At 52.7% G+C, this 25,240-nt stretch carries 18 protein-coding genes; 13 read left to right on the top strand and 5 right to left on the bottom strand.

The features are described 5' to 3' along the window. Nucleotides 1-12 precede the first annotated feature (12 nt). Nucleotides 13-1,851 (top strand): sensor histidine kinase, encoded by a 1,839-nt coding sequence (locus D3P07_RS22370; RefSeq protein WP_119802677.1) that lies wholly within the window; start codon nt 13-15, stop codon nt 1,849-1,851. Nucleotides 1,852-2,090: 239 nt separating this feature from the next. Here D3P07_RS22370 and D3P07_RS22375 read toward each other — a convergent pair whose 3' ends face one another. Next, nucleotides 2,091-3,704 carry a catalase gene (locus tag D3P07_RS22375; protein WP_119802468.1) on the bottom strand — a complete coding sequence of 538 codons (1,614 nt, stop codon included), beginning with the start codon at nt 3,702-3,704 and terminating at the stop codon, nt 2,091-2,093. Between the two features lie 181 nt (nt 3,705-3,885). On the opposite strand from D3P07_RS22375, the gene D3P07_RS22380 reads away from it, so the two are divergent. The 9 genes from D3P07_RS22380 to D3P07_RS22420 all read left to right on the top strand — a co-directional run bounded on the left by D3P07_RS22380 (nt 3,886) and on the right by D3P07_RS22420 (nt 17,711). Next, nucleotides 3,886-4,554, top strand: a complete 669-nt coding sequence (locus D3P07_RS22380; protein ID WP_119802469.1) for a tetratricopeptide repeat protein — start codon at nt 3,886-3,888, stop codon at nt 4,552-4,554. Nucleotides 4,555-4,578: 24 nt separating this feature from the next. Beyond that, nucleotides 4,579-6,327 carry a sensor histidine kinase gene (locus D3P07_RS22385; RefSeq protein WP_119802470.1) on the top strand — a complete coding sequence of 583 codons (1,749 nt, stop codon included), beginning with the start codon at nt 4,579-4,581 and terminating at the stop codon, nt 6,325-6,327. 123 nt (nt 6,328-6,450) lie between these two features. Continuing rightward, nucleotides 6,451-8,040 (top strand): SWIM zinc finger family protein, encoded by a 1,590-nt coding sequence (locus D3P07_RS22390; protein ID WP_119802471.1) that lies wholly within the window; start codon nt 6,451-6,453, stop codon nt 8,038-8,040. Next, entirely contained in the window at nt 8,037-10,916 is a 2,880-nt protein-coding gene (locus D3P07_RS22395) for a DEAD/DEAH box helicase (protein ID WP_119802472.1), read from the top strand. The genes D3P07_RS22390 and D3P07_RS22395 overlap by 4 nt, the downstream gene beginning before the upstream one ends. 9 nt (nt 10,917-10,925) lie before the next feature. After that, complete coding sequence (locus D3P07_RS22400; RefSeq protein ID WP_119802473.1) at nt 10,926-11,117, top strand: hypothetical protein; 192 nt, start codon at nt 10,926-10,928, stop codon at nt 11,115-11,117. A 116-nt stretch (nt 11,118-11,233) separates the two neighbouring features. After that, nucleotides 11,234-12,598 carry an extracellular solute-binding protein gene (locus D3P07_RS22405; protein ID WP_119802474.1) on the top strand — a complete coding sequence of 455 codons (1,365 nt, stop codon included), beginning with the start codon at nt 11,234-11,236 and terminating at the stop codon, nt 12,596-12,598. Nucleotides 12,599-12,612: 14 nt separating this feature from the next. Then, nucleotides 12,613-14,424 carry a cache domain-containing sensor histidine kinase gene (locus D3P07_RS22410; RefSeq protein WP_119802475.1) on the top strand — a complete coding sequence of 604 codons (1,812 nt, stop codon included), beginning with the start codon at nt 12,613-12,615 and terminating at the stop codon, nt 14,422-14,424. Then, nucleotides 14,421-16,067, top strand: a complete 1,647-nt coding sequence (locus D3P07_RS22415) for a response regulator transcription factor (RefSeq protein WP_119802476.1) — start codon at nt 14,421-14,423, stop codon at nt 16,065-16,067. Before D3P07_RS22410 ends, D3P07_RS22415 begins: the two co-directional genes overlap by 4 nt. A 33-nt stretch (nt 16,068-16,100) precedes the next feature. Next, nucleotides 16,101-17,711 carry a glycoside hydrolase family 3 protein gene (locus D3P07_RS22420; protein ID WP_119802477.1) on the top strand — a complete coding sequence of 537 codons (1,611 nt, stop codon included), beginning with the start codon at nt 16,101-16,103 and terminating at the stop codon, nt 17,709-17,711. A 466-nt stretch (nt 17,712-18,177) separates the two neighbouring features. Here the strand turns inward: D3P07_RS22420 and D3P07_RS22425 are convergent, their stop codons facing one another. After that, on the bottom strand, nt 18,178-19,317 hold the full coding sequence (locus D3P07_RS22425) for a YfbR-like 5'-deoxynucleotidase (protein WP_182914461.1): 1,140 nt from the start codon (nt 19,315-19,317) through the stop codon (nt 18,178-18,180). Between the two features lie 102 nt (nt 19,318-19,419). Here D3P07_RS22425 and D3P07_RS22430 point away from each other — a divergent pair, with 102 nt between their 5' ends. From D3P07_RS22430 to D3P07_RS22440, 3 genes are all read left to right on the top strand, one after another. Then, nucleotides 19,420-20,403 carry a bile acid:sodium symporter family protein gene (locus D3P07_RS22430; RefSeq protein WP_310732569.1) on the top strand — a complete coding sequence of 328 codons (984 nt, stop codon included), beginning with the start codon at nt 19,420-19,422 and terminating at the stop codon, nt 20,401-20,403. A gap of 35 nt (nt 20,404-20,438) precedes the next feature. Then, nucleotides 20,439-22,220: a two-component system histidine kinase PnpS gene (gene pnpS / locus D3P07_RS22435; protein ID WP_119802479.1), complete on the top strand. Its 1,782-nt coding sequence runs from the start codon at nt 20,439-20,441 to the stop codon at nt 22,218-22,220. A gap of 103 nt (nt 22,221-22,323) precedes the next feature. Next, a complete protein-coding gene (locus D3P07_RS22440; protein WP_119802480.1) occupies nt 22,324-23,046 on the top strand; it encodes a response regulator transcription factor in 723 nt (240 codons plus the stop codon). A 33-nt stretch (nt 23,047-23,079) separates the two neighbouring features. On the opposite strand, the gene D3P07_RS22445 is transcribed toward D3P07_RS22440, so the two are convergent. From D3P07_RS22445 to D3P07_RS22455, 3 genes are read right to left on the bottom strand one after another with little or no spacing between them, the layout of a single operon-like run. After that, entirely contained in the window at nt 23,080-23,946 is an 867-nt protein-coding gene (locus tag D3P07_RS22445) for an AraC family transcriptional regulator (RefSeq protein ID WP_119802481.1), read from the bottom strand. 16 nt (nt 23,947-23,962) lie between these two features. Further along, nucleotides 23,963-24,394, bottom strand: a complete 432-nt coding sequence (locus D3P07_RS22450) for a threonine/serine exporter family protein (protein ID WP_119802482.1) — start codon at nt 24,392-24,394, stop codon at nt 23,963-23,965. Between the two features lie 30 nt (nt 24,395-24,424). Further along, nucleotides 24,425-25,225: a threonine/serine exporter family protein gene (locus tag D3P07_RS22455; RefSeq protein ID WP_119802483.1), complete on the bottom strand. Its 801-nt coding sequence runs from the start codon at nt 25,223-25,225 to the stop codon at nt 24,425-24,427. Between the last annotated feature and the right edge of the window lie 15 nt (nt 25,226-25,240).

The following is a 25,240-nucleotide window of genomic DNA, read 5'->3' on the forward strand; positions in this document are numbered from 1 at the left end:
ATGGAGGGAAAGATGAAATCAGTCTGGGAGAAACGAAAACGCCTGGGCTATATGCCAATCGGCTATAAGCTCATGCTCTCTTACCTAGTATTTATTATTATCCTCATCACGGTGAACGGTTACGTCTCCCATTCGATGTATGATTCATCCATGCGGAAGCAGACCAGAGCGAATATAAAAAATACTTTGGTCCAAATCCGGGATAATGTCACGTATAAAGCTGATGATATTATCCGGATATCTTCCACGCTATATGAAGACGATGATTTTATAGAAAGCCTAAGGGTTAAGCTTGCTGACAGCAAGGAAGTGAATGAACGCTATGAGCAAAGGCTAGAGCCGAAGCTTGATAGTGCGAAGAGATCGATTGGCATGAATTTGAGATTGTTTGTCTACTATAATAATCCTACGATTGATGAAGTCTATCACAACTATGATAAGCCAGAAGCGCAATACAGGGAAAAGGTGTTTAACCTATTGGAATATAATCGAATCATCCATCAGCCGTGGTATTACTCATTTCCCGATGAAGAATACGGCGTTACGATGCAATGGAAGCAAGTGGAAGAGGATAAGGCTAGCGACCGCATCTCCATGATTCGTCGAATTGTTGATTTGTCTATTCCGACCAAGATTGAGGAAATTGGCATGATGAGGTTCAGTGTGCTTATTGAGGAGTTATTTGAGAGTGTTTATTTCCGCAATCTTGGCGACGGCGCCGTCTTGCTTGTGAAAGACAAGACGGGGAAAATCATCTATGCCTCTAATCAGCAGCTTCATGATGCGAAGGAAGCAAGCGAACGCGCGCCAATCACATTGGCTTCTATGGCGAAGGCGCATCCGCCTGGCGAATTCCTGACGTTGGAAGAGTTTATGCCAAGGCAGGATTGGACAATTGTCGCTTATGTGCCGCTGACGATCATCAAGCAGGAGGCCGAGCGTGTCCGTACTTACATCCTCTTGTTATGCTTGCTCTGCTTCATCTTGTTTACCTTTACAGGCATTTTTATGTCGCGTTATTTCTCCAAGCGGATTACGAAGTTTGTCTCCGTCCTGAATGCATTTCGCGAAGGTGACCTGCATAAGCGGATCTCCTATCGGGGCAGAGATGAATTCTCGCAAATCGCCACGGCGCTTAACGGAATGGGCGAGGATGTCGAAGCGCTCATTAATAAAGTCTATTTGACCCAATTGCAAAAGAAGGAAGCGGAGCTTGAGATGCTGCAGACACAGATCAATCCGCATTTTCTATACAATACGCTGTCGTCTATCAACCGGCTGGCCAAGTTCGGGGAGAATGAGAAGCTGCAGAAAATGGTGGTGGAGCTGGCGAAATTTTACCGGCTGACGCTTAATTCCGGCAGAACGCTTATTCCTGTATCCTCCGAAGTCGAGCAGGTTAACGCCTATCTGGATATCCAAAAGGTGAAGTATGGGCGCCGGCTGGAGGTCACGTTCGATGTGGACGTGAACGTATGGCAATATGAAACGATCAAGCTGATCCTGCAGCCTTTTGTAGAGAATGTGCTGAAGCACGCCTGGAGCGGCGACCGGATTCATATCCGCATCGTGGCCAAGCTGGACGGCGGCGACATTCTGTACCGGGTTATCGATGACGGGATGGGCGTGAGACAGGAGCGGATTGCGGAGATCATGAACGCCTCGAATGAAAGCGAGACCGGCTTCGGCATCCGCAATATTCATCAGCGCGTTCAACTGCAATACGGCGAGCAATACGGTGTATCGATATTCAGCGTAAGAGGCGCAGGGACCTCCGTCAATGTCCGCATACCGGCCAGGAAGCGCAAGTTGTTCCTGGAGGACCCGGAGGACGATCAAACCAGCAGCTAATTTGCTTACGGTAATGACATGGCCTAATATCCAAACTGCGCAAGACTAATCCTTCCGATCGCTGTTATAACCAGATTCCTTGAATGAAAGGGTTTAATGTAGGAGTCAGATTATAAAGGCGAACGCTACCAGGTAGAGAAGTGTGCGGAATCAGAAGATGGCGGTGCAGGGTTAAGCTCCCGACACCGCCATTTGTAGCTTCACCTGATTGTTATGATTCGAGTCTTCGTCTCTTAATCTCAATACCCGTCAGTTGAATGCCCAAGCTCCTCGGACAATTCCATACCCTCGTTAGCTGGATGAGTACCGACATGGCCTTTTGGTCCGTTAGCCGACTTCAAGCCTTCAGCTACCCTTTTGCCGTAATCGGCATCCGCTTCCATAAAGTGACGGATCATCGTCTCTTGAATATGGTCTGTGCAAGTGCTTAGCGCATCCACCAGGTTCGAGATGAGTTCATCCTGCTCCCACGGCTCCAAGCTGCGATAGGTATCTCCCGCCTGCTTGAAGTTATTTTGCCGGTCGATTGGCGCCCGGGTAAGCTTATCGTTATATTCGGGATCGTGAGGAGCGCCTGGCCGATCCGCTTCTATCAGTCCGCGTAGGGAAGAAGGCTCGTAGTTGACGTGAGGATTTTGTCCCGGCGCCACATCTACGTAGAAGGCCATCTGCCCGTCGCGCTGGTTGGTCGCTACTCGCTTCTTCGGAGCGTTGATCGGAAGCTGCAAGTAGTTGCTGCCTACCCGGTAACGCTGCGTATCCGAATAGGAGAAGGTGCGGCCCTGCAGCATCTTGTCATCGGAGAAGTCCAGACCGTCCACTAGCACGCCTGTACCGAAGGCGGCTTGCTCGACCTCGGCGAAGTAATTCTCCGGATTGCGGTTCAGCACCATCTTGCCGACAGGAAGCATAGGGAATTGCTTGGGGTCCCATAGCTTGGTGTCATCCAGAGGGTCGAAGTCCAGCTCCGGATGCTCGTCATCGCTCATCCACTGCACTTGAAGCTCCCATCCGGGATAATCTCCGCGTTCGATTGCTTCGTACAGGTCCTGAGTCGCATGATTGAAGTTTTTGGCCTGCAGCTCCTCGGCTTCCTTCTGTGTCAAATTACGGATGCCCTGCAGCGGCTCCCAATGATACTTCACAATGACAGCCTTTCCTTCGGCGTTAACCCACTTATAGGTATTCACCCCGGAGCCCTGCATTTGACGATAGTTCGCCGGAATGCCCCACGGAGAGAACAGAAACGTAATCATATGGGTCGCTTCAGGCGATTGCGATACGAAGTCGAAGAATCGCTCCATGCTCTGCACGTTCGTGACCGGATCAGGCTTGAAGGCATGCACCATATCGGGAAACTTCATCGCATCGCGGATAAAAAAGATTTTCAAATTGTTGCCGACCAGATCCCAATTGCCGTCTTCGGTATAAAACTTCGTAGCGAAACCCCTTGGATCGCGAAGCGTCTCGGGCGAATGCCCGCCATGGATAACGGTCGAGAAGCGCACGAATACCGGAGTGCGCTTGCCAGACTCCTGGAACAGCTTGGCGCGGGTATACTTCGAGATGGGCTCGTCTCCCAGCTTTCCGTAGGCTTCGAAGTAACCATGCGCGCCTGCGCCGCGTCCGTGCACGACACGCTCCGGTATTCGCTCGCGGTCGAAGTGCGATATCTTTTCGATGAAATGGTAGTTTTCCAGTGTAGACGGACCGCGGTTGCCGACGGTGCGAATATTTTGATTGTCCGTAATAGGATGGCCTTGCCGGTTCGTTAACGTTTCCTTGGTCTCGCCGGGCGCGGGCTCCCCGCTTGCAGCACCGGAAGCCGGCCTGCCGTCGTTATGCGCTGTCATAGGATGTCCTTCCACCTTCGCTTTAATTTGGAAATCGTTCCAGCGTATTATGGGTATAGGCTGCTTTTTTTATGCGAAGCTCAAAGGGAGAAATTCGTATCATAGGGCTCATCGGAACTCCGTTTGTGATATGATTGGACTATATACCATTTCATAAATATTGGGTATTGTGGAGGATGGCATGATTAAATTTACATTTCTATTCCTTTGGCTAAGCTGGCTATTGGGGAATCCCATAATCGCAGTGATTGTACTGCTCGTTATTCTATATGCGCTGGATCGCAGGTTCGTGGGCCTTACGCCGAGCCTATGGAAGCCGTTCAAGCGAAGAAGCCGTATCTCCAAGCTGAGACAGCATATCGCTTCCTCCCCTAGTGACGTGTCCTCCAAGCATGAGCTTGCGCGCTTGCTTATTGAGAGCAAGAAATTCAAGGAAGCGGCCGCGGTGCTTGAGCCGCTTCAGGCAGCGCTGGCGGAATCGGCCGAATACTGGGATGATCTGGGATACTCTTACTTGCAGCAGGGTGACGCGGAGAAGGGTGAAGCCTATATCGAACGCGCACTGAAGCTGAACCCGAAAGTCAAATACGGCGCTCCATATTTGCGTCTGGCGGCTGCGCGGATGAAGCATAATCCGGAACAAGCCTTGAAGGATCTGGAGGACTTCCAGAGCATTCATTCATCTTCATGCGAAGCGTATGACAAGTTGGCGACGATCTATAAGGAGATGGGCCAGACCCGTGATTCGAAGCTGGCTGTCCAGGAGGGACTTCGCTTGTATAAAGCCTTGCCGCGATACAGGAAGCGATCGGAGCGCAAGTGGGCGGTTCGATTGCTGCTCAAAAAATGATCATAAAGGGGCAAGAGTGGACAGATGCAGCGCAATGTATGGCTTATGGCAATCAGCGTGATCGCCGCGTTGATCCTGGTTAACAATACGGTCTATTACTTCTTGACGAAAAAAACGCTGGAAGACGGCCATAAGCAAGAGATGCTCCGGCTCGCGAAGCAAATCGAGCTATCTGTAGAACAAACGCGAAAAGGCGCGGAGTTTTATGAGGAACAAATCGGCAGAGAGCTGAGAACGGCTTCAATAGCAGCCCAATATGCGCTCGATCCGGATATCGAGAAAGTGACAAGCGATCAGCTTCAGGAGCTAAGCGAGAAGCTCGATATCGCTCATATCAGTTTGCTCAAGCGAACCGAAGATGACATTGTACTGTATCAATCTTCCGATCCTACGCAGCCGGGAACAAGCACAAAGAATTGGAAGCCATGGTATGAGATCTTCCAGCAGCTGTTCAATCAGGATGAAGTGTCGAGCAATTGGCTGGGCCAAAAGATGGCGAATTTTTGGAGCGGCCCGTTCGAAACCTCTTCAACTGATAAGCAAAAAATTTACAAATGGGGCTACTATTACGACGGGACGACGAATTATATGATCGATCCTTATGTCGATTTCAAGAGCAGCCAAGAAACGTATATGCAGATCGCCGGAGTGGAGCGGCTGCTGACGGATTTGGTGGACAAGGATGAATCACTGCTGGAGATTGCGGTGTTCAATCCGCGAACTTTCCCGGAGGGCATCCAATCGACAGACAGAGAAGGCGATACGAAGGAGCATATCGTTCAGCGTTCTCTCCTGTTCGGCACATACGGGATAAAATCCGACAGCGATGTGAAGTTCGTCCAACAGGCGTATCATTCGAATACGATCGTGACGAACACGGACAAAGTGGATGGACGCCAAATTTATAAAATGTTTATTCCCGTATCGATGAGCGACCGCGATATAAGTGTCGTGGATGAGCTGGGCAATCCGCTTAATAACTATGTTCTTACGATCATTTCGGATTATGGCATTATTCAGGAGAAGCTGAACAAGCAGTTTTTGAATTTAGGACTCATTATTACTCTATTGACACTGGCAAGCCTGATTATCGCCATCATTGCGATGCGATATGCGAAGCAATCCAGGGATAAAGCGGTTGCCGTGACGCAGGAGACGTACGCCGAAGAGATTAACAGCCTGTTCCACTCCATACGCGCACAGCGGCATGACTTTATTAATCATGTGCAAACCATTCATTCGCTGGCCGAGCTGAACAAGCATAAAGAACTGGTGGCGTATACGAAAGAGCTGACCGGTGAAATCAAGGTCATGAACGATATAATCAATATCGGCAACCCCGCAATTGCGGCTCTTATCCGGTCCAAAATCTCGCAGGCGGAAGGACACCGCATCCACTTCCAATGCCGGTTCAACGGTCTCAGGCTGCAAGGGATGGGCGGCAAGACGCTGGACATTAACCGGATCCTCGGCAATCTAATCGACAATGCATTCGATGAGGTGCTGAAGTATGGCGAGGAGGAAAGGAATGTTCTGCTGGTAGGGAACCAAACGGAGCATTCGCTCGAATTTATGGTGACGAACGCTTGTCATCAAGCTGAGGAGCAAGCAGCGAAGCCATTATTCGAGGCTGGCTATTCGACCAAACAAAATCAGCATCAAGGGCTGGGATTAGCGATTGTAAAAGGAATTGTAGAACGGTACAAAGGGGAAGCCGCGGTCGTCGCCGAAGGGCAAGACCAGCTCACCGTCATCGTTCGTTTGCCGTTATAACAGCTGGACTCATATTACTTGGATTGAGCGTCATGGGGCGGAACACATTCGTCTTCATGGCGTTTTTTCTGTTATAATGGTAAGAATGCATTGTACGGGAAAGAAAGCGGGTGAAGAACTCCTATGCGCCTCGATGAGAAGCTGCACGCTGCCTTCGAGCAGCAGCTTGGCAACCATGTATCCGGCACAATTATTAAACGGGGCTGGAGTTATTATAAGAACGGATATGTCCAGAACGCGAAGGAAACCGCTCACGACACGCTTACCGGAATTGTGCGGGGTACCGATCTATATGCGGTCGTGATGGATGCGGAGCATTTTGGCTACAGTACGTGCACATGTCCATTTGATGGGTATTGCAAACATATGGTTGCCGTGTATTTTCAATATTGCGCGGAAACCTTCGGAGACGAGTCGGCTGCGGAGCAGTCTTATTTCCGCTTGCTTGGATTGGTTCCGGCCAGCGAGCTGGCTAACCGGGGGAATTCCGACCAGCCGCAGGAAGATACATATAGCCATCCGGGCGAGGATGGAACAGCCATGGAATGGTTTGCCTGGATGGAGGGAGAGTACGGAGAGACATGGAAGAAATGCCGGCACTCTCTCCATGCGCTTCAGCCTGTCCTCTCCGCACTGAAGGGATTGTCTAAGGACTGGGAGCCGTCTCGCCGGCGACTGCACTGGTCGACTGCCATTCTGTTCGTGCTGGAGCAGGCAGAGCGAGCCATTAATACCGTAGACAGCTTCAGCCGGTATTATCATGAGATGTCGTTCCTAAGAATGGCAGAGCCATGGATTGAGCATTTGCATACCCTTGCCGGAGAGCTGGACCCTGCATCGATGAGCGATGCAGAACAAGCGTGGTGCGACGAGCTGATAGGGCGCATGAAAGCGCGGGCACTCGTGACGGATCGCCAGCTGTTCGAGTGGGGATATATGTATTTGACCTTCTGCGAGAAGCTATCAGCCGATCTGGCCTGGCATAAGCGGGAGCTGGATTCGTTGCTGTCGGAGCTGGGCAAGCCATCCGCAGGTGAACGCAACGATTCGTTCCTGTACGCCGCTGTCGGCATGCTGTATTTCTTGAGGGGCGAGGATGAGCAATCGATTCATTACTTTGCCCAAGGGGCCTTTGAGCGCATTCAGAAGCTGATCTATCCTTGTGTCGCTCAGCGTATGGATGCGGGACAATGGGACTTGGTTGAACGCTGGATGAGCTTCCTTAATGAGCGTGTGTACCCGAATCGCAATGCCCGCAACATCGGTCCATTCATGGCGCTGTGCCGCCGGGCGGACGAGAATTGCCCGGAGCTTCCGGTATGGAACGGCTATATGACGGAGCTGCTTCCCTATTCGTATTCTGAGCTGTCAGAGCATTGGCTGAGCTTGCAGCGGTATGAGGATTGGGCGGATCTGCAAATGTTCCTTGGCGTGAAAGCCGAGGAGATAGACGCAGCCGCCATGAGGGAGGTTGCGAAGGCGGAGCCGCATGTGCTTCTGCCGCTCTATCATCAATCCGTAGACAGCGCGATCGCTTCCCGGAACAGGCAAGGCTACCGGCTGGCAGTCAAGCAGCTCAAGAAGCTGGAGAAGCTGTACAAATCGATCAAGGAAGCGGCAAAGTGGGACGTCTACCTGACGGAGCTGGTTACGAAAAATCAACGGCTGCGGGCGTTGCAGGAAGAGCTGTGGAAAGGAAAGATTATCAAATGAGAACGCTGACCAGCTCGAGAGAATGGACAATTGACGGTTTGTGGAACGGTGGGCAAGGCGAGTGCGGGATTTTCTTGACGGGTATGGAACGGAAGGATATACCCGAAGGGAAGCAGAGAACGCTGTTATTCGGGTGGCACAAGGCGTCATGGTACGGGGCCAAGATTGAGGAACACCGCATCGGCGCTCAGCTGTATTTGAAGCTTTCCCCTCTCTTGGCTATCGATTATTTGTCTGCGCCTGCGCCTGTTCGCTTGCTGCGCATCTCCTGGTCACCGCGAATGACGATTATCATGCGTATCGCGAATATGTTAAGAGAAGCGTTGCGGAACGGCTGGTATGAGCCAGACTGGCATAATTGGTCGGAGGAGCACAGAGCATGGTCTGTAGCCATACCGGATGAGCGCATGGAGCTCAGAGAGCAATGGGAGCAGTTGCTTCAGCAAGCAGCCGGGTTCGGAGATACCGAGATTCATCGATGGCTTGGCGAAGCGCTGGAAGAAATCATAGAAGGCGATCAGGAAGCCGGTGCGCTCTGGCGCTCCATTGCAGCAACTGCGGGCGAAGGCGTCTTGAGACGGAAGGGAGCCGACGAATCAGAATGGCTTGTTGCGATCGGCTTCCAGAAGGATATGCTTCCATTCCGCGTGGCGCTTCAACTGGCTGAACCCGCGGAAGGGAGAAGCTGGCGCTTGCGGCCCGCTCTGCAGAATCGCGATGGCGGAGAGTGGCTGCCGCTTGAATCGGATGCCCCGGGCAATCAGACAGCTCCTGATCTGCCGGAAGAGTGGGAGCCTTACCTGGCGACGAAGTTGGAGAAGGAAGAAATGAAATGGGCGGGCATATTGGCTCATCTGGAGGAGAAAAGCGGAGAGATCAGGAAGACGCTCGCCGAACAAGAGGCATGGACATTCCTGGAGCACGACAGCATTGCGCTGCTGGAAGCGGGCATTCCTGTCCTTCTGCCTGCATGGTGGGAGGCGGTACGCTCCAGAAAGCTCAGACTGAAGGCGAAGATGAAGTCTTCTGTCGGCTCTTCTGCACAATCACTGTTCGGACTGGACCAGATCGTACAGTTTGACTGGAAGCTGGCGCTTGGCGATGTTCAATTGTCGGAAGGCGAATTTCTCCGTATGGCGGAAGAGAATAGGCGGCTATTCCAGGTGGGCAATGAATGGGTCCATCTAGACCCGCAAGATGTCGCAGAAATCCGCCAGTGGATGAAGCGCGTCGGCAAGCGTAAAGGATTGACGTTCCGCGATGTGCTGGAGATGCATTTGCGCGGAGGCGCTGACCTGGATATCGGTTCTGAGGAATCTCATGACCTGAAGACAGAGGTGGAGCTGAACGAGCACTTGGCAGTATGGCTGGAGCAGCTTCAGCATGTGAATAAGCTGCCGGCAGCTGATCCTCCGTCCTGGTTCAGAGGCGAGCTTCGCCCGTATCAGCAGCAAGGTGTATCGTGGCTGCTGTTTCTGCGCAAATTCGGCTTTGGCGGCATATTGGCAGACGATATGGGTCTTGGCAAGACGATTCAGTTCATGGCGTATTTGGCGATGGTGAAGGAGCATGAGGACGGGGCGAACGGTCCGTCGCTGCTCATCTGCCCTACCTCCGTGATAGGCAACTGGGAGAAGGAAATTGCCCGGTTCGCTCCCAGTCTGCGAATGGTGCTCCATTACGGGAGCAAGCGTCCTAAGGGCGAGGAGTTAGTGGAGTCCGTGAGCGAAGCGGATCTCGTCATAACTTCCTATTCGCTGGCGCAGCTGGACGAGGAAGAGCTGGCGCGCGTGCATTGGAACGCATTATGCCTGGATGAAGCACAGAACATCAAAAATGTGTACACGAAGCAATCGGGGGCGATCAGAAGGCTGGAGTCCCGTCACCGGATCGCGCTGACAGGCACTCCGATGGAGAACCGGCTGACCGAGCTCTGGTCGATCTACGATTTCGTCAACCCGGGGTATCTGGGCAGCTTGCATGACTTCCGCAGAGCGGTTGTCGCGCCTATCGAGCGTTCCAGAGACAAGGAAATGATCGAAGGCTTACAGAGATGGGTGAAGCCGTTCATGCTCCGGCGCGTCAAAAAAGATCCGCTTATTCAGCTGTCTCTGCCGGATAAGATTGAATCGAAGAGCTATATGACGCTGACGACCGAACAAGGCACGCTGTATGAGAATATCGTATCCGATCTGATGGAGAAGCTGGATAAGCTGGATGCGATGCAGCGCCGCGGTCTGATATTATCCAGCCTGACCAAGCTGAAGCAGCTATGCGATCATCCTTCGCTTCTGCTTAAGGAGACGGGCGGCTCGGCTTGGGAGATCGAGCGTTCGGGCAAGATGGCCCGCTTGCTGGAGATGTGCGAGGAGATCGCGGCTGAAGGCGAGCGCTGCCTTATTTTCACCCAATACGTCGAGATGGGCGAGCGCATCAAGAGCATGCTGGAGGAAGGGCTGGGCGTTCCCGTTCCATATCTGCACGGGGGCGTTCCGAAAGCGAAGCGTGATGAAATGATCACCGAATTCCAATCGGAAGACGAGCCGCGCTGCGCATTTGTACTGTCTCTGAAAGCCGGCGGGACAGGGCTGAATTTGACGGCGGCCAATCATGTATTCCATTTCGACCGCTGGTGGAATCCCGCAGTGGAGAATCAGGCGACGGACCGTGCGTTCCGTATCGGGCAGACCAAGCAGGTTCAGGTTCATAAATTCATTACGCTCGGTACGCTGGAAGAGAAGATTGACGAGATGATTGATAGCAAGCAGTCGCTGAGCGAACAGGTCGTAAGCGGTTCGGAGAACTGGATTACCGAGCTTAGCACCGATGAGCTGAGAGAGCTGTTCGCGCTTCGCGAGGGCTGGCTGAAAGGGTGATAGCGTCTAATGGCAGGAGAGGGATTGCAGGATAGAATCAATCGTCTTAATCTGGAGGGCAAGCGGGAGGGTCAGGCTGATCCGGCCGGGAGTCAAGAGGAATCAGAGCAGCTTGCCGACCCTGGACCCGTCCATGCGAGCGAGCATTGGCAGGCTTTCTATGCCCGGGTGAGAGAGATCACGGAAGGACTTCGTCGGTAACAATAGAATTATATCCCTTATTGTCGTTTTTTTTAGCCTCGTTCCTGCTTTGCGAGTAAGGCTATAATAGAAGTACGATCGGGGAACATGTATCTCTGCGAGGAGGATTTCCTACGTTGAAGAAAAGCTATATTCTAATTGCTGTTCTTCTTGCATTCATGACGAACGCCGCTGCTTGCGGCGTGAGCGAGCCCAAGGATTCCCATGATCAGGAAGACACTTACCGAGAAGTGACGCTGTCGCTGCGGCATACGCAGATTAAGGAAACGAGCAAGACGCGCCTCAGATTGCTGGAGGATGTCGTCGCCAAGACGATGGCCGAGAATAAAGGCGTTACCTTCAAGATGGAAGGCATTGAGGAAATCGTCAACCGCGATACGAAGCTGAAGCAGGAGATGGCTGCCGGCAACCCGCCCGATATCTTCGAGGTATTCGGCGGCGCTGATCTGAAGCTATATGTCAAGGCGAACCGGATGCTGGATTTGACGCCGATTCTGGAGGAGCTCGATTTGATGGACAAGTTCCAGAGCCTCGATGAATTCAAGATAGACGGAAGGGTATACGGCGTCCCCTATGGCGGCTATAGCGAAGGGCTGTTCTATAATAAAAAAATATTCAGCAGCCTGAATCTTGGCATCCCGAAGACATGGGATGAGCTGATGGAGACGGCGGAGAAGATTAAGAAAGCAGGCTATGTGCCATTCGGTCTGGCAGCCAAGGACGCCTGGATGACAGGCATGATGTGGAATACCATCATGGAGAGATACGTCGGTATCGACGCGTTTAATAAGCTGGTTACCGGCGAGACCAAATGGACGGACCCGCAGTTCGTCAAAGGCTTCGAGGCCTATGCTGAAATCGTGAACAAGGACTACTTCACACGAGGTGCGCTCGGGCTTCTGACGCCGGCGCAAGGCTCCCAACTGCTGCGGGGCCAAGCGGCCATGGTCTTCACGGGCACTTGGGATGCCGTTCAGTTCACGAGCCAGGACGCCGGAGGGCTGCAGGGGCAGCTCGGCTTCTTCTCATTCCCTGAAATTCCGGGCGGACTGGGCGACCAGCATTCCATTAACGCGTCCTATTCGAATGGATTTGGGTTCTCGTCGACGCTGTCAAAGGACCAGATGGAGATTGTCAAAAAATTCATCGCCAACTTTTTCAACGAAGAGGTGCAGAAACGGGCATTGAAGGAAGACAAGCTGCTGCCCTCCATGAAATTATCCGACCTCTCTGGTATCGATCCACTTATGAACGAGGTGCTGACGGTTATGAACAACGCCTCCAGCTCGTGGCCGGCGTTCGACGCGATCGTACAGCCTGTTGTAACTGCCGAAATCGGCGTTCGGCTTCAGGAGCTGCTTGGCGGGCTTAGCACCCCTGAGGAAGTGGCCGCTAATATTCAAGCCGCCCAAGAGAAGGCGAATGCCGCGCAAGTGAAGTCGGCCGGACTCGGCACTCCCCCGGCGTGGGAAAGCAAATAGGGGGCAAAGCTTACATGAATCTTAGACCAAAGCTGATGCTTGCCTTTATATCGCTCATCATTATTCCGATGATCGGTCTTGGCATCTTCTCTTTCATGAATTCGGAATCGCTGCTGGAGAAGAAATACAGCGAGCAATCCGAGATAACCCTGAAGGCGATCGGGGGCAATATATCGTACTTCTTCCGGGAGCTGGATCAGCTCTCCCACGGCAACGTAATCAGCTCCGAAGTGCAGGATCCTCTGAGGCTGAGCGAGCTTCCGATGGATGATCCCAGCACGCTCATCCGATTCACTCAGGCAGAGAAGGAGATGAGCCGGATTCTGTTCCAGCATCCGGCCGTCAGCTACGTCGTGCTTTATGCTAAGAACGGCATGATGTTCCGCTCCTACCGCAATGACCCTATGACGTTCAAGCCGATTTCGTTCAGCGAGCTGCAGCGGCATTCGCTCTACGACGACGTAATTCGGCTAGGGGGCAAGCCGCTTTGGATCGGTCCGCATGAGCAGCGCGACTTGACCGGGGTCAATCCTCCGCTCTTCACGATGATGAGAGTGGTCAAGGATCTGGAATCGTTCAACGACCTGGGCATCATGGTTACGCAGTTCAAGACGGAGGAAGTCATCAGCATGCTGAAGGCCTTCCAGAATCCGGATGCCGATTCGCCCGGAGCCCGCTACTTCATTCTGAATAGCCGGGGACTTGTGATGCTGGACAGCAATAATCGTTATGACGGGCACAGCATCGACAATTATACGAACTCTATGCCGCAGCTGACCGAAACGTACGAGAGCTCACGGATGAAGTTCGACGGCGTAGACAGTCTGGTGTCCTCCTATCAGCTTGATCGGAACGGGTGGGTGCTGCTATCGGTTCAGCCATGGAATTCTCTAACGAATGAGAATGTCCGGTTCATGCAGTGGATCGGCATGATTACTGTGATTGGGCTGCTCTCGGCGGTATTGTTCAACGTCTTCTTCGTGAACCGGGTCGCCAAATCGATTATTAAAGTTGTCCGCAAAATGAGACTCGTCGAGCAAGGCCTGCTCGATATCCGCGTTACCGCACAAGGCAAGGACGAAACAGTGCTGCTGGCTAACAGCTTCAACAGCATGGTAGAGCGAATCGGAGATTTGCTCAGTGAGGTTAGAAGGGAACAGGAGCGCAAGCAGCATGCGGAGATGATGCTGATGCAAGCGCAGATCAAGCCGCATTTTCTATTCAATACACTGGAATCAATCAATGCGCTGGCCGCGCAGAACGAAGGCGCCAAAATCATGCTGATGGTCCGGCGGCTGAGCAATCTCCTTCGGACGAGCATGCATCATACGGAGGAAATCGGCATCAAGCAAGAGGTGGAGCATGTCCGCAGTTATCTAGAAATTCAGAAATACCGCTTCGAGGAGCTATTCTCTTATGAGCTTAATGTGCCGGAGGAAGCCTTCGAATATACTATCTTGAAGCTGACGCTGCAGCCGCTGGTCGAGAATAGTATCCAGCATGGATTCGATGGATATGAAGATGGGCAGGGACTAATTACGATTGCTGTGACGGTGGAACCGCAGCATCTGATCATTATGGTCAGCGACAACGGCATCGGCATGAATCATGAGGTTCTCTACAAGCTGTCCGACGGCTACAGTCCTTCCCGCAAGTCGCATGACGAAGCGGAGATGGGCGAACGCAGAGGACTCGGCATCCGCAATGTTGCGGATCGCCTACGCATTCATTACGGCGCCGGTTTTGGCATGATGATATGCAGCTCTGAAGGCTACGGTACGACGATCCGGTGCATCATTCCGAAGAGCAGAGGTGAGGGACTATGATAGGCAAAGTGCTCCTAGTCGATGACGAAGCGCATATTACGAGAAATTTGGAGAAAGTCATACCATGGGAGATGCTTGGTCTGACCGTGGCGGGCGTAGCGAAGAACGGTGTAGAGGCTCTGCAGCTGATGGAGCAGGAGTCGATTAATCTGCTTCTGTGCGACATTCGGATGCCCGTCATGGACGGCCTGGAGCTTGTGCGGCAAATCCGGGAGCGCGAGATCCCATGCGATATTATTATGCTGTCCGGATACCAGGACTTCGCTTATACGCGTGCCGCAATCCAGTACGGCGTCAATGATTACGTGCTGAAGCCGATTCCGTATGATGAATTGACGGGCGTGATTGCGCGCGTCATGTCTAATCAACGCAATAAGCAAAAGCAGCTTTTTGAGGAGCAGCAGAAGATCGGCCGCATGATAGACCTTGCCAGCGAGAAGATTTTATATGATATTATAATGGACTATACCGACTTCTCAGGAAGTCACTGGCTATTCTCCGGCGATGAGCAGCAGCTGAGATTGCAGCAATTTGTGATGATTGTGCTCGACCTGGATGTCAGCTCCGAGAAAACGAAGGACTGGCGCGACTGGTCGGATAAGGAACGCAAGCTGTGGAACTTTGCGGTGTGCAATGTTCTGCGGGAGAAGCTGCAGAGCAATGGGCTTCATCATGCCGTCATTCAGACGAGAGACGGCGAATGGTGCGTGCTGATTGAGACCGATAAGGCGATGGTATTCGATGTGGCGGTTATTCGCGTATGGGCGGAGATGCTGCTCACTGCGGTTCGCAATCATATCAAGCTGTCGCTTAACGCAGGCATCTACCGTCAGTTCGTCCGGGTAGAGGAGCTGTCGGACGCCTTCAAGCTCGTACAGATGGGGATGCAGCTTACGCCTGCTACCAATTCGATCACGTATTACCCGTTAGAGCAGGAACGCTCCGCAGGGGCAGATCAGGCGTTCTGGGTGACGGCCGAGAAGCTGATCAGCGCCGTAAAGCGGGGCGACGTCGCGTCCGTCGGCGCCGAAGCGGAGAACATCTCCCAGCAGCTTCAGCTCTTGAATGAGAGCAACAGCTCCAGAGTCAAGCCGCTGCTTCATTTTTTTGTCCTTCATTTGATGAGGGAAATGAAAGAGATGGCAGTCTTCACCCGCGAGCAGGAGGAGCTGCTCTGGCGCAGGCTGGATCTTCGGTTCGGGATTAAGGATCTGCTTACCTTTATCCAGCAGGTAACAAGCGCGGTGTCTGAGCGCTCTATGGATAAGAAGAAGCAATCCGAAAACTCCATGTCGGAAGCCAAAATCTTTCTGGATCGAAACCTGTACCGGGATATTAGCGTAGAAGAAGCCGCTACCCATGTTGGTCTAAGTACGTCTTACTTTAGTCTGCTGTTCAAGCAGACCTACGGGGAGACTTTCATTGAATATGTGACCAGACAACGTATGGAGCGCGCCAAGAGTTTGCTTGCCGAATCTCAGAAGAGCGTCGCGCAAATTGCGAAAGAGGTCGGCTATGCGGAGCGCCGGTACTTCACCAAAGTGTTCATGAAGTATACGGGAGACAATCCGACCGACTACCGGAGCAAATTTCAGTCGCAGGGGAAGGATTTCGAGGCGGAAGCTGAGGAAGAAAGCAGTTAAAAAACGGATGGAACTTGTAGGAGGATGAATGGAATGGCACGTTATGGGGATTGGAAAAACTGGGACTTGAAACAAAAGATCGGGCAGCTGTTCGTATTCGGCTTTAACGGATTCGAGCCTACCGAAGAAATTAAAGGGCTGATTGAGTCTTACGGCATCGGCGGCACGATCTACTTCACACGCAACGTGGAGAGCGCGCAGCAAGTTCACGGCTTGTCTGTGAAGCTGCAGAAGATTGCGAAGGACGCGGGCAAGCCGCCGATCTTTATCGCAATTGACCAAGAGGGCGGCATGGTAGCCCGTCTGGTCGACGGCGTAACGCTTATGCCGGGCAATATGGCGCTTGGCGCTACGGGCCAATCCGAAGCGGCAGAAGAGACGGCACGCATTTGCGGCGAAGAGCTCAGACTGCTTGGCATTACGATGAACTACGCGCCATGTATCGACGTGAACAACAACCCGGACAATCCGGTTATTAACGTTAGATCGTACAGCGACCGTTCCGACGTTGTATCGAGACTCGGCGTTGCCGCGGTGCAAGGCTATCAATCCGCAGGCGTAGCCGCTACGGTAAAGCACTTCCCTGGTCATGGCGACACTTCTGTCGACTCTCACCATGCGTTGCCCGTATTGCCGCATAGCCGCGAGCGTCTGGACGCGATCGAGCTGCTGCCGTTCCAGGCGGCGATTGAAGCGGGTACAGACTGCATTATGACCGCACATGTGTGCTTACCGGCATTGGAGCCGAGCGGCGTGCCTTCGACGCTGTCGGAGAACGTATTGACAGGCTTGCTTCGCAAGGAGCTGGGCTATGATGGCGTAGTCGTAACCGACTGTCTGGAGATGAGCGCAATCGATGAGTTCTACGGTCCGGCGCAGGGTGCAGTGAAAGCGATCAAAGCGGGCGCTGACATGGTTCTGGTCTCCCACCGTATTGAGAAGCAGGTTGCTGCGCTTGAAGCGGTAGCTGCGGCTGTCGAGAGCGGAGAGCTCTCCATGGAGCGTATCGACGAAGCGGTTGGCCGCGTACTGAAGCTGAAAGAGAAGCGCCAGCTGGAGCAGCCGATCGAGCCATGGGAGAATGTGAAGGATGCCATCGGCACGACTTCGAACAAGGCTGTTGCTGCCAAGTGGAGCGAGGCTTCCGTTACGCTGGTGAAGAACGAAGGCGCATCGCTTCCGCTGAAGCGCGATGTGCAGACGCTGGTGCTGTGGCCGGATATTGTACCGGTATCGGTAGCCGACGAGATGTTGTCCGGCGACGGTACACTGGGCGACTTCCTGAAGCACTATGGCGCGAATGTTGTTGAGCGCAAGATGAACAGCGAAGACGCGCTGCAAGGCTTGGATGAATTCGAGCAAATCGTTGTCGTCACTTACGATGCATCGAAGCATCCGCTGGAGAAGGATGTTGCCCGTGAAGCGGTCAAATTGGCAGGCGACCGCGTTGTAGCGGTATCGGTGCGCAATCCGCTCGACTTGCTCCTGTATCCGGAAGTGAAGAGCTACCTCGCGGTGTACGAGTGCAGACCGCTTGCACTGTCTTCCGCAGCGAAAGTTTTGCTTGGCGATCTGAAAGCGGCAGGCACATTGCCTCTGGAAATTTCGCCGGCGTATCCGTTCGGCTGGAGCGCTCAGCAATAATACATTATTAATACAAGCAGGGCAGTCCTAAAAAAGCGAAATAGCTGTGCTACACACCGCTAATCTCGACAAAAGGACGGCATCACGTAAATAGCGTTGCAGAGCAACGTTAAATGCATGGAATCACCCCGAAAAGCGAAATAGCTGTGTCACACACCGCTAATCGCGACAAAAGGGCGGCATCGCGTAAATAGCGTTGCAGAGCAACGTTAAATGCATGGAATCACCCCGAAAAGTGAAATAGCTGTGCTACACACCGCTAATCGCGACAAAAGGGCGGATTTGTCTAGATTAATTGTTAGATAGCCCATCTTAAATGGTAAGACAAACGAAAAGCTAAAGATGGCGGTGCTGGGATAAAACCCTGGCACCGCCATCTCTTATTTTCGCCGGTTCATTCATCAAAGGGAGATGTCTTTAAGTTACCTACTTTTAAAATAGCTTCTTTTTTCTCTATGGGTATCTATTATCGGACAAAATGGTCGTAGGTCAAATCGTGCAAAATATACGCGAGAAAAAAGATAACGCAAGGATTCTCGTAATGATGCTGGATATGAATGAGCTGCTGATAATACTTGTCGCCGTAATGGGGATTATTGCGCATCTCCAGATTGCTCTTGATTAGCGCGTCGATCTTGTCTGCAATGTCCACGAGTTCCCCCTCGTAGGTGTCGTCCTTCGCATCGACGAGGAAGTCCGTCAGCTCTTGATGAAGGAAGGCAGGCAGCTGCCCCACCATCTCCTTCGCAACTTCCCGCTCATATTGCTCGAATGCCTGACGGATCGCTGGCGAAGATTTCTTGATAGGGGAAGCGACATCACCGCTGACGCCCTCCACAACATCATGCAGCAGCGACTTGCCGAGCAAGCGGTACAGATCGATATCCTTGCGGTCGAACCGCTCCGCCTCCAGCAATCCGTTGAACAGCGACATGGCTGCTACGCGGAAGGAATGCGTGGCGTCGTTATCGGGGACCAAGTTGAAGCTGCCGCCCCAGCGCTCGATCAGATCGAGGTTTAGAATATGGTGCAGGAACTGCCGGATGCCTTCATTCTGCTCCGACTGCTCAAGCAGCCACAGTATCGAATGGCAAGGCGAGCGCCGCAGCTCATCTCTCAATTCCTCGTACTTCTCCTTGAACAAGGTGCTGGCGTCGCGTTCATACTCCCGCTTGCAGAAGAGCATCGCATCGAATGTATCGATGCCGCGCACAAGCTGCCCGATGTAGGTATTATCCTCGGCATCCACGATGTAGTCGTAGAAGCGGGACTGGAGCGACTTGGACAGCTGGGACACGATATCCTTGCTGACTTCCGCCTCGAGCGTCTGGATGTGTCCGGCGACATGCTTGTCTTTTTTGGTGACGTATTTGATGGAGCCGGTGACGGTCTCATTGAGATCATGCAGCAGCGCTCTGGCGGCCAACTGCAGCTTGTTGATGCGATTGCCGAAGAGCTGCTCCTCGGCGATGCCGGCAAGCACGGCGATAGAAGCGCAGCGGAAGCTGTGGCTGGCGGCATTGTCTTTGTAGCGCGGAGAAAACTCTTTCCATCTGGATACATATTGCATGCCAATTATGGCGCTGATGAATCGGCTATTGTTCATGGCGCACCCCTCGTTATTCATCGTTTGAAATGTATGAACCCTATACTGTCTATGCTATTATAAAGCTTAAACGTAAAGAGAGACTAGAGAGAAGATCGAGGGATGGGCATGCGAGAGTGGGGACTAGCGTTTAACCGGTATTTTGAAAAGTGGATGTTTCTAATTATTCCGGGTTCGCTTGTGCTTGGATTTATATTTGCTGATGCGCTCAGTCCGATGGTTCGGGCTGTGCCTTATTTGTTCGCGTTCGTCACGCTGACCATGGCGCTTGGCTGCGGTTTGGGCGAGCTTGGCGGCGTGCTGAAGAGGCCTGGTATTATGGGGCTGACATTAATCCTTGCCCATCTTGTATCGCCTGTGGCTGCTTATTGGGGCGGCACAGCCTTATTCGGCTCTGATTCGCCTTATGTGGTCGGGCTTGTGCTCTTCACTATTATCCCGCTTGGCGTATCAACGGTGCTGTGGGTCAGCATGTCTGGAGGCAGCGTGCCGCTTGTATTGGCGCTCGTCGTGCTGGATTCGCTGCTTAGTCCGCTTGTGGTGCCTGCTGCCATTCATCTGTTCTTCGGAACGTCAACTCAGATAGACGCCGGTCCGCTTATGCTGGATCTCGTCGTCTTGATTGTGGTGCCGACGGTGATTGGCGTTGCCCTCAATGAATGGTCGAGGGGCAAGATTCAGCAGCTGACGAAGCCCTATACTGCGCCGATATCGAAGCTCTGCTTTGTAGGCGTTGTTTCATTAAATGCGGCAGCAATCTCACCGTATGTCGATCAGCTGAAGCAGGATATGCTTGTGCTGGTGCCGGCCGTCATTGCGCTTGTCGGTTTATGTTACGCCTTTGGCTTCGTGGGAACGGCATTCCTGCACGACAGCAAACTGCAGATCACAGTCTCGTATGCGACGGGCATGCGCAATATCTCGCTGGGCATTGTGCTCGCTCTTGGCTACTTCAGCCCGCTTGCCGCCGTGCCGGTCGTTCTGTCCATTCTTGTGCAGCAGCCGCTGGCGACCGTACACCATTATGTTTTACAAAAACTTAACAAAGATAAGACTGGCGCAAGCGGCAGCGCGCATGTAGGATAAACGATGGATAGTCGAATGTGAAGGAGCAAAAGCGGATGAACAGCTTTCGTGCGAGACTAACGTTCATTATGATATCGATGATTGCCATATCCGTCTTCGCGGCGGGTATGCTCATGATGAAGACGTTCAAAGAAAATCATATCAATGCGCTGGAAGATAATATGGTGCGTCAGATGAAGGTCATCGCCGCCAAGATGGATTGGCATAAGGGCGATGATCTGGGATCCATGACTTCCTATTATACGATGGAGGCGAAGGAACTGAAGACGTATACGGATGCAAGGGTTACCTTTATCCGCAGCGACGGCGTTGTCGTCGGCGATTCGGATTACGACGCCTCGAAGATGGACAACCATCTGGATCGTGAAGAGGTCATCGACGCCTATATGCAGGGGACGGGCCGCGCGGTTCGTCCCAGCGAAACCATGAATCAGAACATGATCTATGTCGCCATTCCGGTCGAGATCAATACAGGCCAGGAGCCGTACGTATTGCGGCTTGCCATGAGCCTGCAAGAGGTCGATCAAAGCATCGGCAGGCTGACGATGGTGCTTATCGGAGGACTGCTTATCCTGTTCGTCATCGCAGCGCTGATCAGCTACCGGATTGCGCAGAGCCTGACGGGTCCGCTGGAACAAATTACGAAGGTCGCGAAGCGCATTAAGAACATGGATTATCGTGCGCGGGTCAAGGTCAGAAAGCATGACGAGATCGGCGAGCTGGGGACGGCTATTAACGCAATGGCGGACAGCCTGCAAGTGCAGATGACGCGCATTAAGCAAAATGAAAGCCAGCTTGAGAGCGTCCTCGCGAACATGATTAACGGCGTTGTGATGATCGATGCCAAGGGCCAGATTCTGCTGATGAACCGCCGGGCGGAGGAAGTGCTGGGCTTCTCGGCAAGGGAGCTGGTAGGACGGCACTTCACGGAAGCGAAGCAGCAATACGAGCTGGCCCAGATCATTCAGGAGGCGCTGGATACACGCAGGCATCTGCGGGAGGAGATTACCTTCTACTTCCCTGAGGAGAGGCTGCTGGAGCTGAATCTGGTGCCGATCAGCCAGAGCGGTCCCGGCGAATTCGGAGGCGTGCTGCTTGTGCTGCAGGATGTATCAGCCATTCGCAGGCTGGAGCGGATGAGAAGCGAGTTTGTCGCCAATGTCTCACACGAGCTGAAGACGCCGATCGCGGCGGTGAAGGGCTTCGCAGAGACGCTGCTCGGCGGCGCGGTGAAGGATGAGGAGACAGCGAAGTCCTTCCTGCAGATTATATTCGACGAGAGTGAACGGCTTAACCGGCTCATCGGGGACATTCTGGAGCTGTCCAAGATTGAATCGCGGCGCGTGCCGCTGTACTTCTCTCCGGTCGAATTAGAGAGCTTCGTGGCCAAAACATTAACGCTGCTGGAACCGGAGGCGAGGCGCAAAAATATTCAGCTAAGCCACAGCATTGAGACCGGTTTGTATGTCGAAGCAGACGAGGACCGTCTGCGGCAGATTATGATGAATCTGCTGTCCAACGGCATTAACTATACGCCTGACGGCGGACGGGTGAGCATCTCTGTGTATGCCTCGGATCAAGACCATATCCGTATTCAGATTACGGATACGGGCATCGGCATCCCGAAGAAGGACCTGCCGCGCATATTCGAGCGCTTCTACCGTGTCGACAAGGCCAGGTCGCGCAGCTCAGGCGGTACCGGACTTGGCTTGTCTATCGTGAAGCATTTGGTCGAGCTGCATAAAGGAACGTTATCCGTGACGAGCACGGTTGGCGTAGGGACGACATTCACGATAGAATTGCCAGTGATTCAATAAAAAGGTTTACCTATTTTTCATAAAACCATGGTAAACTAAGGATGATTCATCTTGAAGCGAGGAAGACGGGCGATGCGCCCGATTCCCAAGGCTGGAGGTCAATATGTTGCACAAAGTGCTAGTAATTGAAGACGAACCGACGCTCGCAAGGCTGTTGTCGTACAACTTGACGCAAGAGGGGTATGAGACGACGGTTATCGATCATGGCGGCGAAGGCTTGCAGACAGCGCTGCAGCGGAGCTTCGATCTTATTATTCTTGATATTATGCTGCCCGGCTTGAACGGGTTCGAAGTGCTTAACCGGCTTCGCCAGAATGGCGTGCGCACACCCGTTATCATCTTAACCGCGCGCAATGCGGAAGAAGAGGTCGTGCAAGGGCTGAAGCATGGAGCAGATGATTATATTACGAAGCCATTCGGCGTAGCGGAGCTGCTTGCTCGCGTATCCGCTGTACTGAGACGGACGCAGCAGGATGACGCCCCGCCGGCAGCGACGAATGAGAAAGTAATTACCGTGGGAGAGCTGTCGATCTACCCGGAGAAATACGAAGTCATCGTAGGCGGAGAGCCGATCCCGCTCAGACCGAAGGAATTCGAGGTGCTGCTCTATCTGGTGCAGCGGCCCGGTATGGTCATTACCCGCGACGACCTGATGAATGTCGTCTGGGGCTTCGATTATATCGGCGGCCAGCGTACGGTTGACGTCCACGTCAGCTCACTGAGGAAGAAGCTGGAGCTGGGACAGCAATCCGTCCAGATCGAATCGATACGAGGCGTTGGCTACAAGCTGGTCATGCCGAAAAAGCTCGCAACCCCTAAAGGATAGGGATGCGAGCTTTTTTGTCGTTTGGGTAATGGTCTAGGGCCGCTGCCATGCGAGCATCTTTCGCTGGAACTGCTTTGGCGAGCAGTCGTTGTACTTCTTGAACATCTTGTAGAAATGCGCCATATTCGGCATGCCGATCTTCTCGCCGACTTCGGAGATGCTAAGATCCTTGGTCAGCAGAATGCGCTCCGCCCACTTTACTTTCCGGTAATTGACGTATTCTGTGAAGGAGAGGCCAATCGTTTTTTTGAAATATTTGACGAAATAGTAATAGCTCATGTTGGCGATTTTGCATACCTCTTCGACCTGAATCCGGTCGGTCAGATGGTTCTCGACGTAATCGAGCACAGGCTTCAGCCGAATCTTCTCGAAGTTGTCCTGCTCGACAAGCATTTTGCGCGTATCGCCGCGCAGCAGCAACAGCAAGATCTGCTTGATCAGAATGCTGACGGCAAGCTCGTACCCGGTGTTCTTGCGCTTCACTTCCTGCAAGATGCCTTCAATACATGCGGCAGTCTGCTTCTTGATCTCCTCATTTTCCCGGAAAATATAATTCGCTTTGCTAAGCGGGGTGTGCGTCTGCGAGAAATACCGCATATAGGGAATGGAGCTATGGTCGAAGAACTGCTCCAGATCGAACTGTAGAACGATATAATCCAGAACTTTGCTGCTCCGGTCGCGATGAAGCTCCGAATCGCCGATAATGACGACTTCTCCGGGTTCCAGATGATAGCTGTCCTCTTCCAGATAGACGTCAAGCTGGCCCTCCATAATGAGCAGCAGCTCAAGCTGCTTATGATAATGCCAATTCGTAAAACCGCCTTCATCTCTGAGCGTACGGAAAATGCGAATGGACAGCAGCGGATTCTCATATACGACTTTTTCGTTGATTGCCTCCATCAGTTTGGCGCCTCCCTCAACGTTCTGATCTGCGAATAATTTGATTAATCACTTCAGAGAATACAAGTCCGATCGCAATGGCGCCGGATATCATGAAGGCTTTCACCGCTAGCTGTACGGCCGTATCGTATTGATCCACGACGACATGGCGCATAGCGTCGTAAGCCAGTCCGCCGGGGACAAGCGGGATGATGCCGGATACGCTGAATAGAATGATCGGGGTCTTATTCAGCTTGGAGAACCATTGGCTAAGCACCGTCACCAGAAAAGCGGCAATAAGTGTTGCGGGTATCGCATCGAGATTCAGCTCGATTCCAACCACATAGACAATCCAGCCGGCCATGCCCACTGTGCCGCAATGCGGCAGCAAGCGCATCGGCACATTGAATACGAAGCCGAAGGCGGCCGATGCGATAAAGCTAGTTATAATTTGGGCAACGATGTACATGAGCGCTTAGCTCCCTTATGCGAGTTCTCATTAATTAAAGGTTAAGACGGTCGCGATGCCGGCCCCGATAGCGAATGCAGTCAGGAAGGCTTCTGCTCCCTTCGACAAGCCCGATACCAAATGTCCGGCCATCAGATCGCGGACGGCGTTCGTAATGTGAAGGCCGGGCACAAGCGGCATGACGGAGCCGATAATGATCTTGTCCAGATCTGACCCGAGGCCGAAATGGACAACGAGTGACGCAGCTGCACCTATCATAATGGCCGTCAAAAATTCTGCAAAAAATTTGATCGGAACGAAATGATGGATAATAAGAAAAAACAAATACCCAAGCCCGCCGATCAGTGCAACCGGCAGAAAATCTGACCAGCTGCCCTGGAACATGATCAGAAAGCAACCGCTCGCGATCGATGCGGCCAGCACCTTGTACACATTCCGGTAAGCATTCTGTGTACGGTCGATATCCTCCAGCAAGCGGAAGGCTTCTTCAACAGGCAGGTTCCCGCCGCTGATCTTCCGGGAGATATCGTTCACCATGGATACTTTAAGCAGGTTATTATTGCGCTCTGATATCCGATAGAGCCGGGTGACATGAGAGGCACCGTCGATTGCGAAGATAAGTCCAGTCGGCGTCACGAAGCTGTGCGAGCTTTCGATACCGTAGGCGGCAGCGATACGGACCATCGTATCCTCCACACGATACGTTTCTCCTCCGTTCTGAAGGATGATTTTGCCCGCGAGCAGACAGGTTTGGGTAATAAGGTCAACTTGGGACTTGGGTATCCCTGCATTCAAGCTTTCGTTCTCGATAGGGATCGGATTGTCCGTCATAGTTTTATCATTCCT

The organism is Paenibacillus sp. 1011MAR3C5 (assembly GCF_003591485.1).
GTDB lineage: Bacteria > Bacillota > Bacilli > Paenibacillales > Paenibacillaceae > Pristimantibacillus.

Coding starts and splice junctions, on each gene's coding strand:
- D3P07_RS22440 (WP_119802480.1), top strand. CDS start 22,324: ATGTTGCACAAAGTGCTAGTAATTGAAGACGAACCGACGCTCGCAAGG.
- D3P07_RS22390 (WP_119802471.1), top strand. CDS start 6,451: ATGCGCCTCGATGAGAAGCTGCACGCTGCCTTCGAGCAGCAGCTTGGC.
- D3P07_RS22395 (WP_119802472.1), top strand. CDS start 8,037: ATGAGAACGCTGACCAGCTCGAGAGAATGGACAATTGACGGTTTGTGG.
- D3P07_RS22450 (WP_119802482.1), bottom strand. CDS start 24,394: ATGTACATCGTTGCCCAAATTATAACTAGCTTTATCGCATCGGCCGCC.
- D3P07_RS22375 (WP_119802468.1), bottom strand. CDS start 3,704: ATGACAGCGCATAACGACGGCAGGCCGGCTTCCGGTGCTGCAAGCGGG.
- D3P07_RS22410 (WP_119802475.1), top strand. CDS start 12,613: ATGAATCTTAGACCAAAGCTGATGCTTGCCTTTATATCGCTCATCATT.
- D3P07_RS22380 (WP_119802469.1), top strand. CDS start 3,886: ATGATTAAATTTACATTTCTATTCCTTTGGCTAAGCTGGCTATTGGGG.
- D3P07_RS22415 (WP_119802476.1), top strand. CDS start 14,421: ATGATAGGCAAAGTGCTCCTAGTCGATGACGAAGCGCATATTACGAGA.
- D3P07_RS22420 (WP_119802477.1), top strand. CDS start 16,101: ATGGCACGTTATGGGGATTGGAAAAACTGGGACTTGAAACAAAAGATC.
- D3P07_RS22430 (WP_310732569.1), top strand. CDS start 19,420: ATGGGCATGCGAGAGTGGGGACTAGCGTTTAACCGGTATTTTGAAAAG.
- D3P07_RS22455 (WP_119802483.1), bottom strand. CDS start 25,225: ATGACGGACAATCCGATCCCTATCGAGAACGAAAGCTTGAATGCAGGG.
- pnpS (WP_119802479.1), top strand. CDS start 20,439: ATGAACAGCTTTCGTGCGAGACTAACGTTCATTATGATATCGATGATT.
- D3P07_RS22445 (WP_119802481.1), bottom strand. CDS start 23,946: ATGGAGGCAATCAACGAAAAAGTCGTATATGAGAATCCGCTGCTGTCC.
- D3P07_RS22425 (WP_182914461.1), bottom strand. CDS start 19,317: ATGAACAATAGCCGATTCATCAGCGCCATAATTGGCATGCAATATGTA.
- D3P07_RS22385 (WP_119802470.1), top strand. CDS start 4,579: ATGCAGCGCAATGTATGGCTTATGGCAATCAGCGTGATCGCCGCGTTG.
- D3P07_RS22400 (WP_119802473.1), top strand. CDS start 10,926: ATGGCAGGAGAGGGATTGCAGGATAGAATCAATCGTCTTAATCTGGAG.
- D3P07_RS22370 (WP_119802677.1), top strand. CDS start 13: ATGAAATCAGTCTGGGAGAAACGAAAACGCCTGGGCTATATGCCAATC.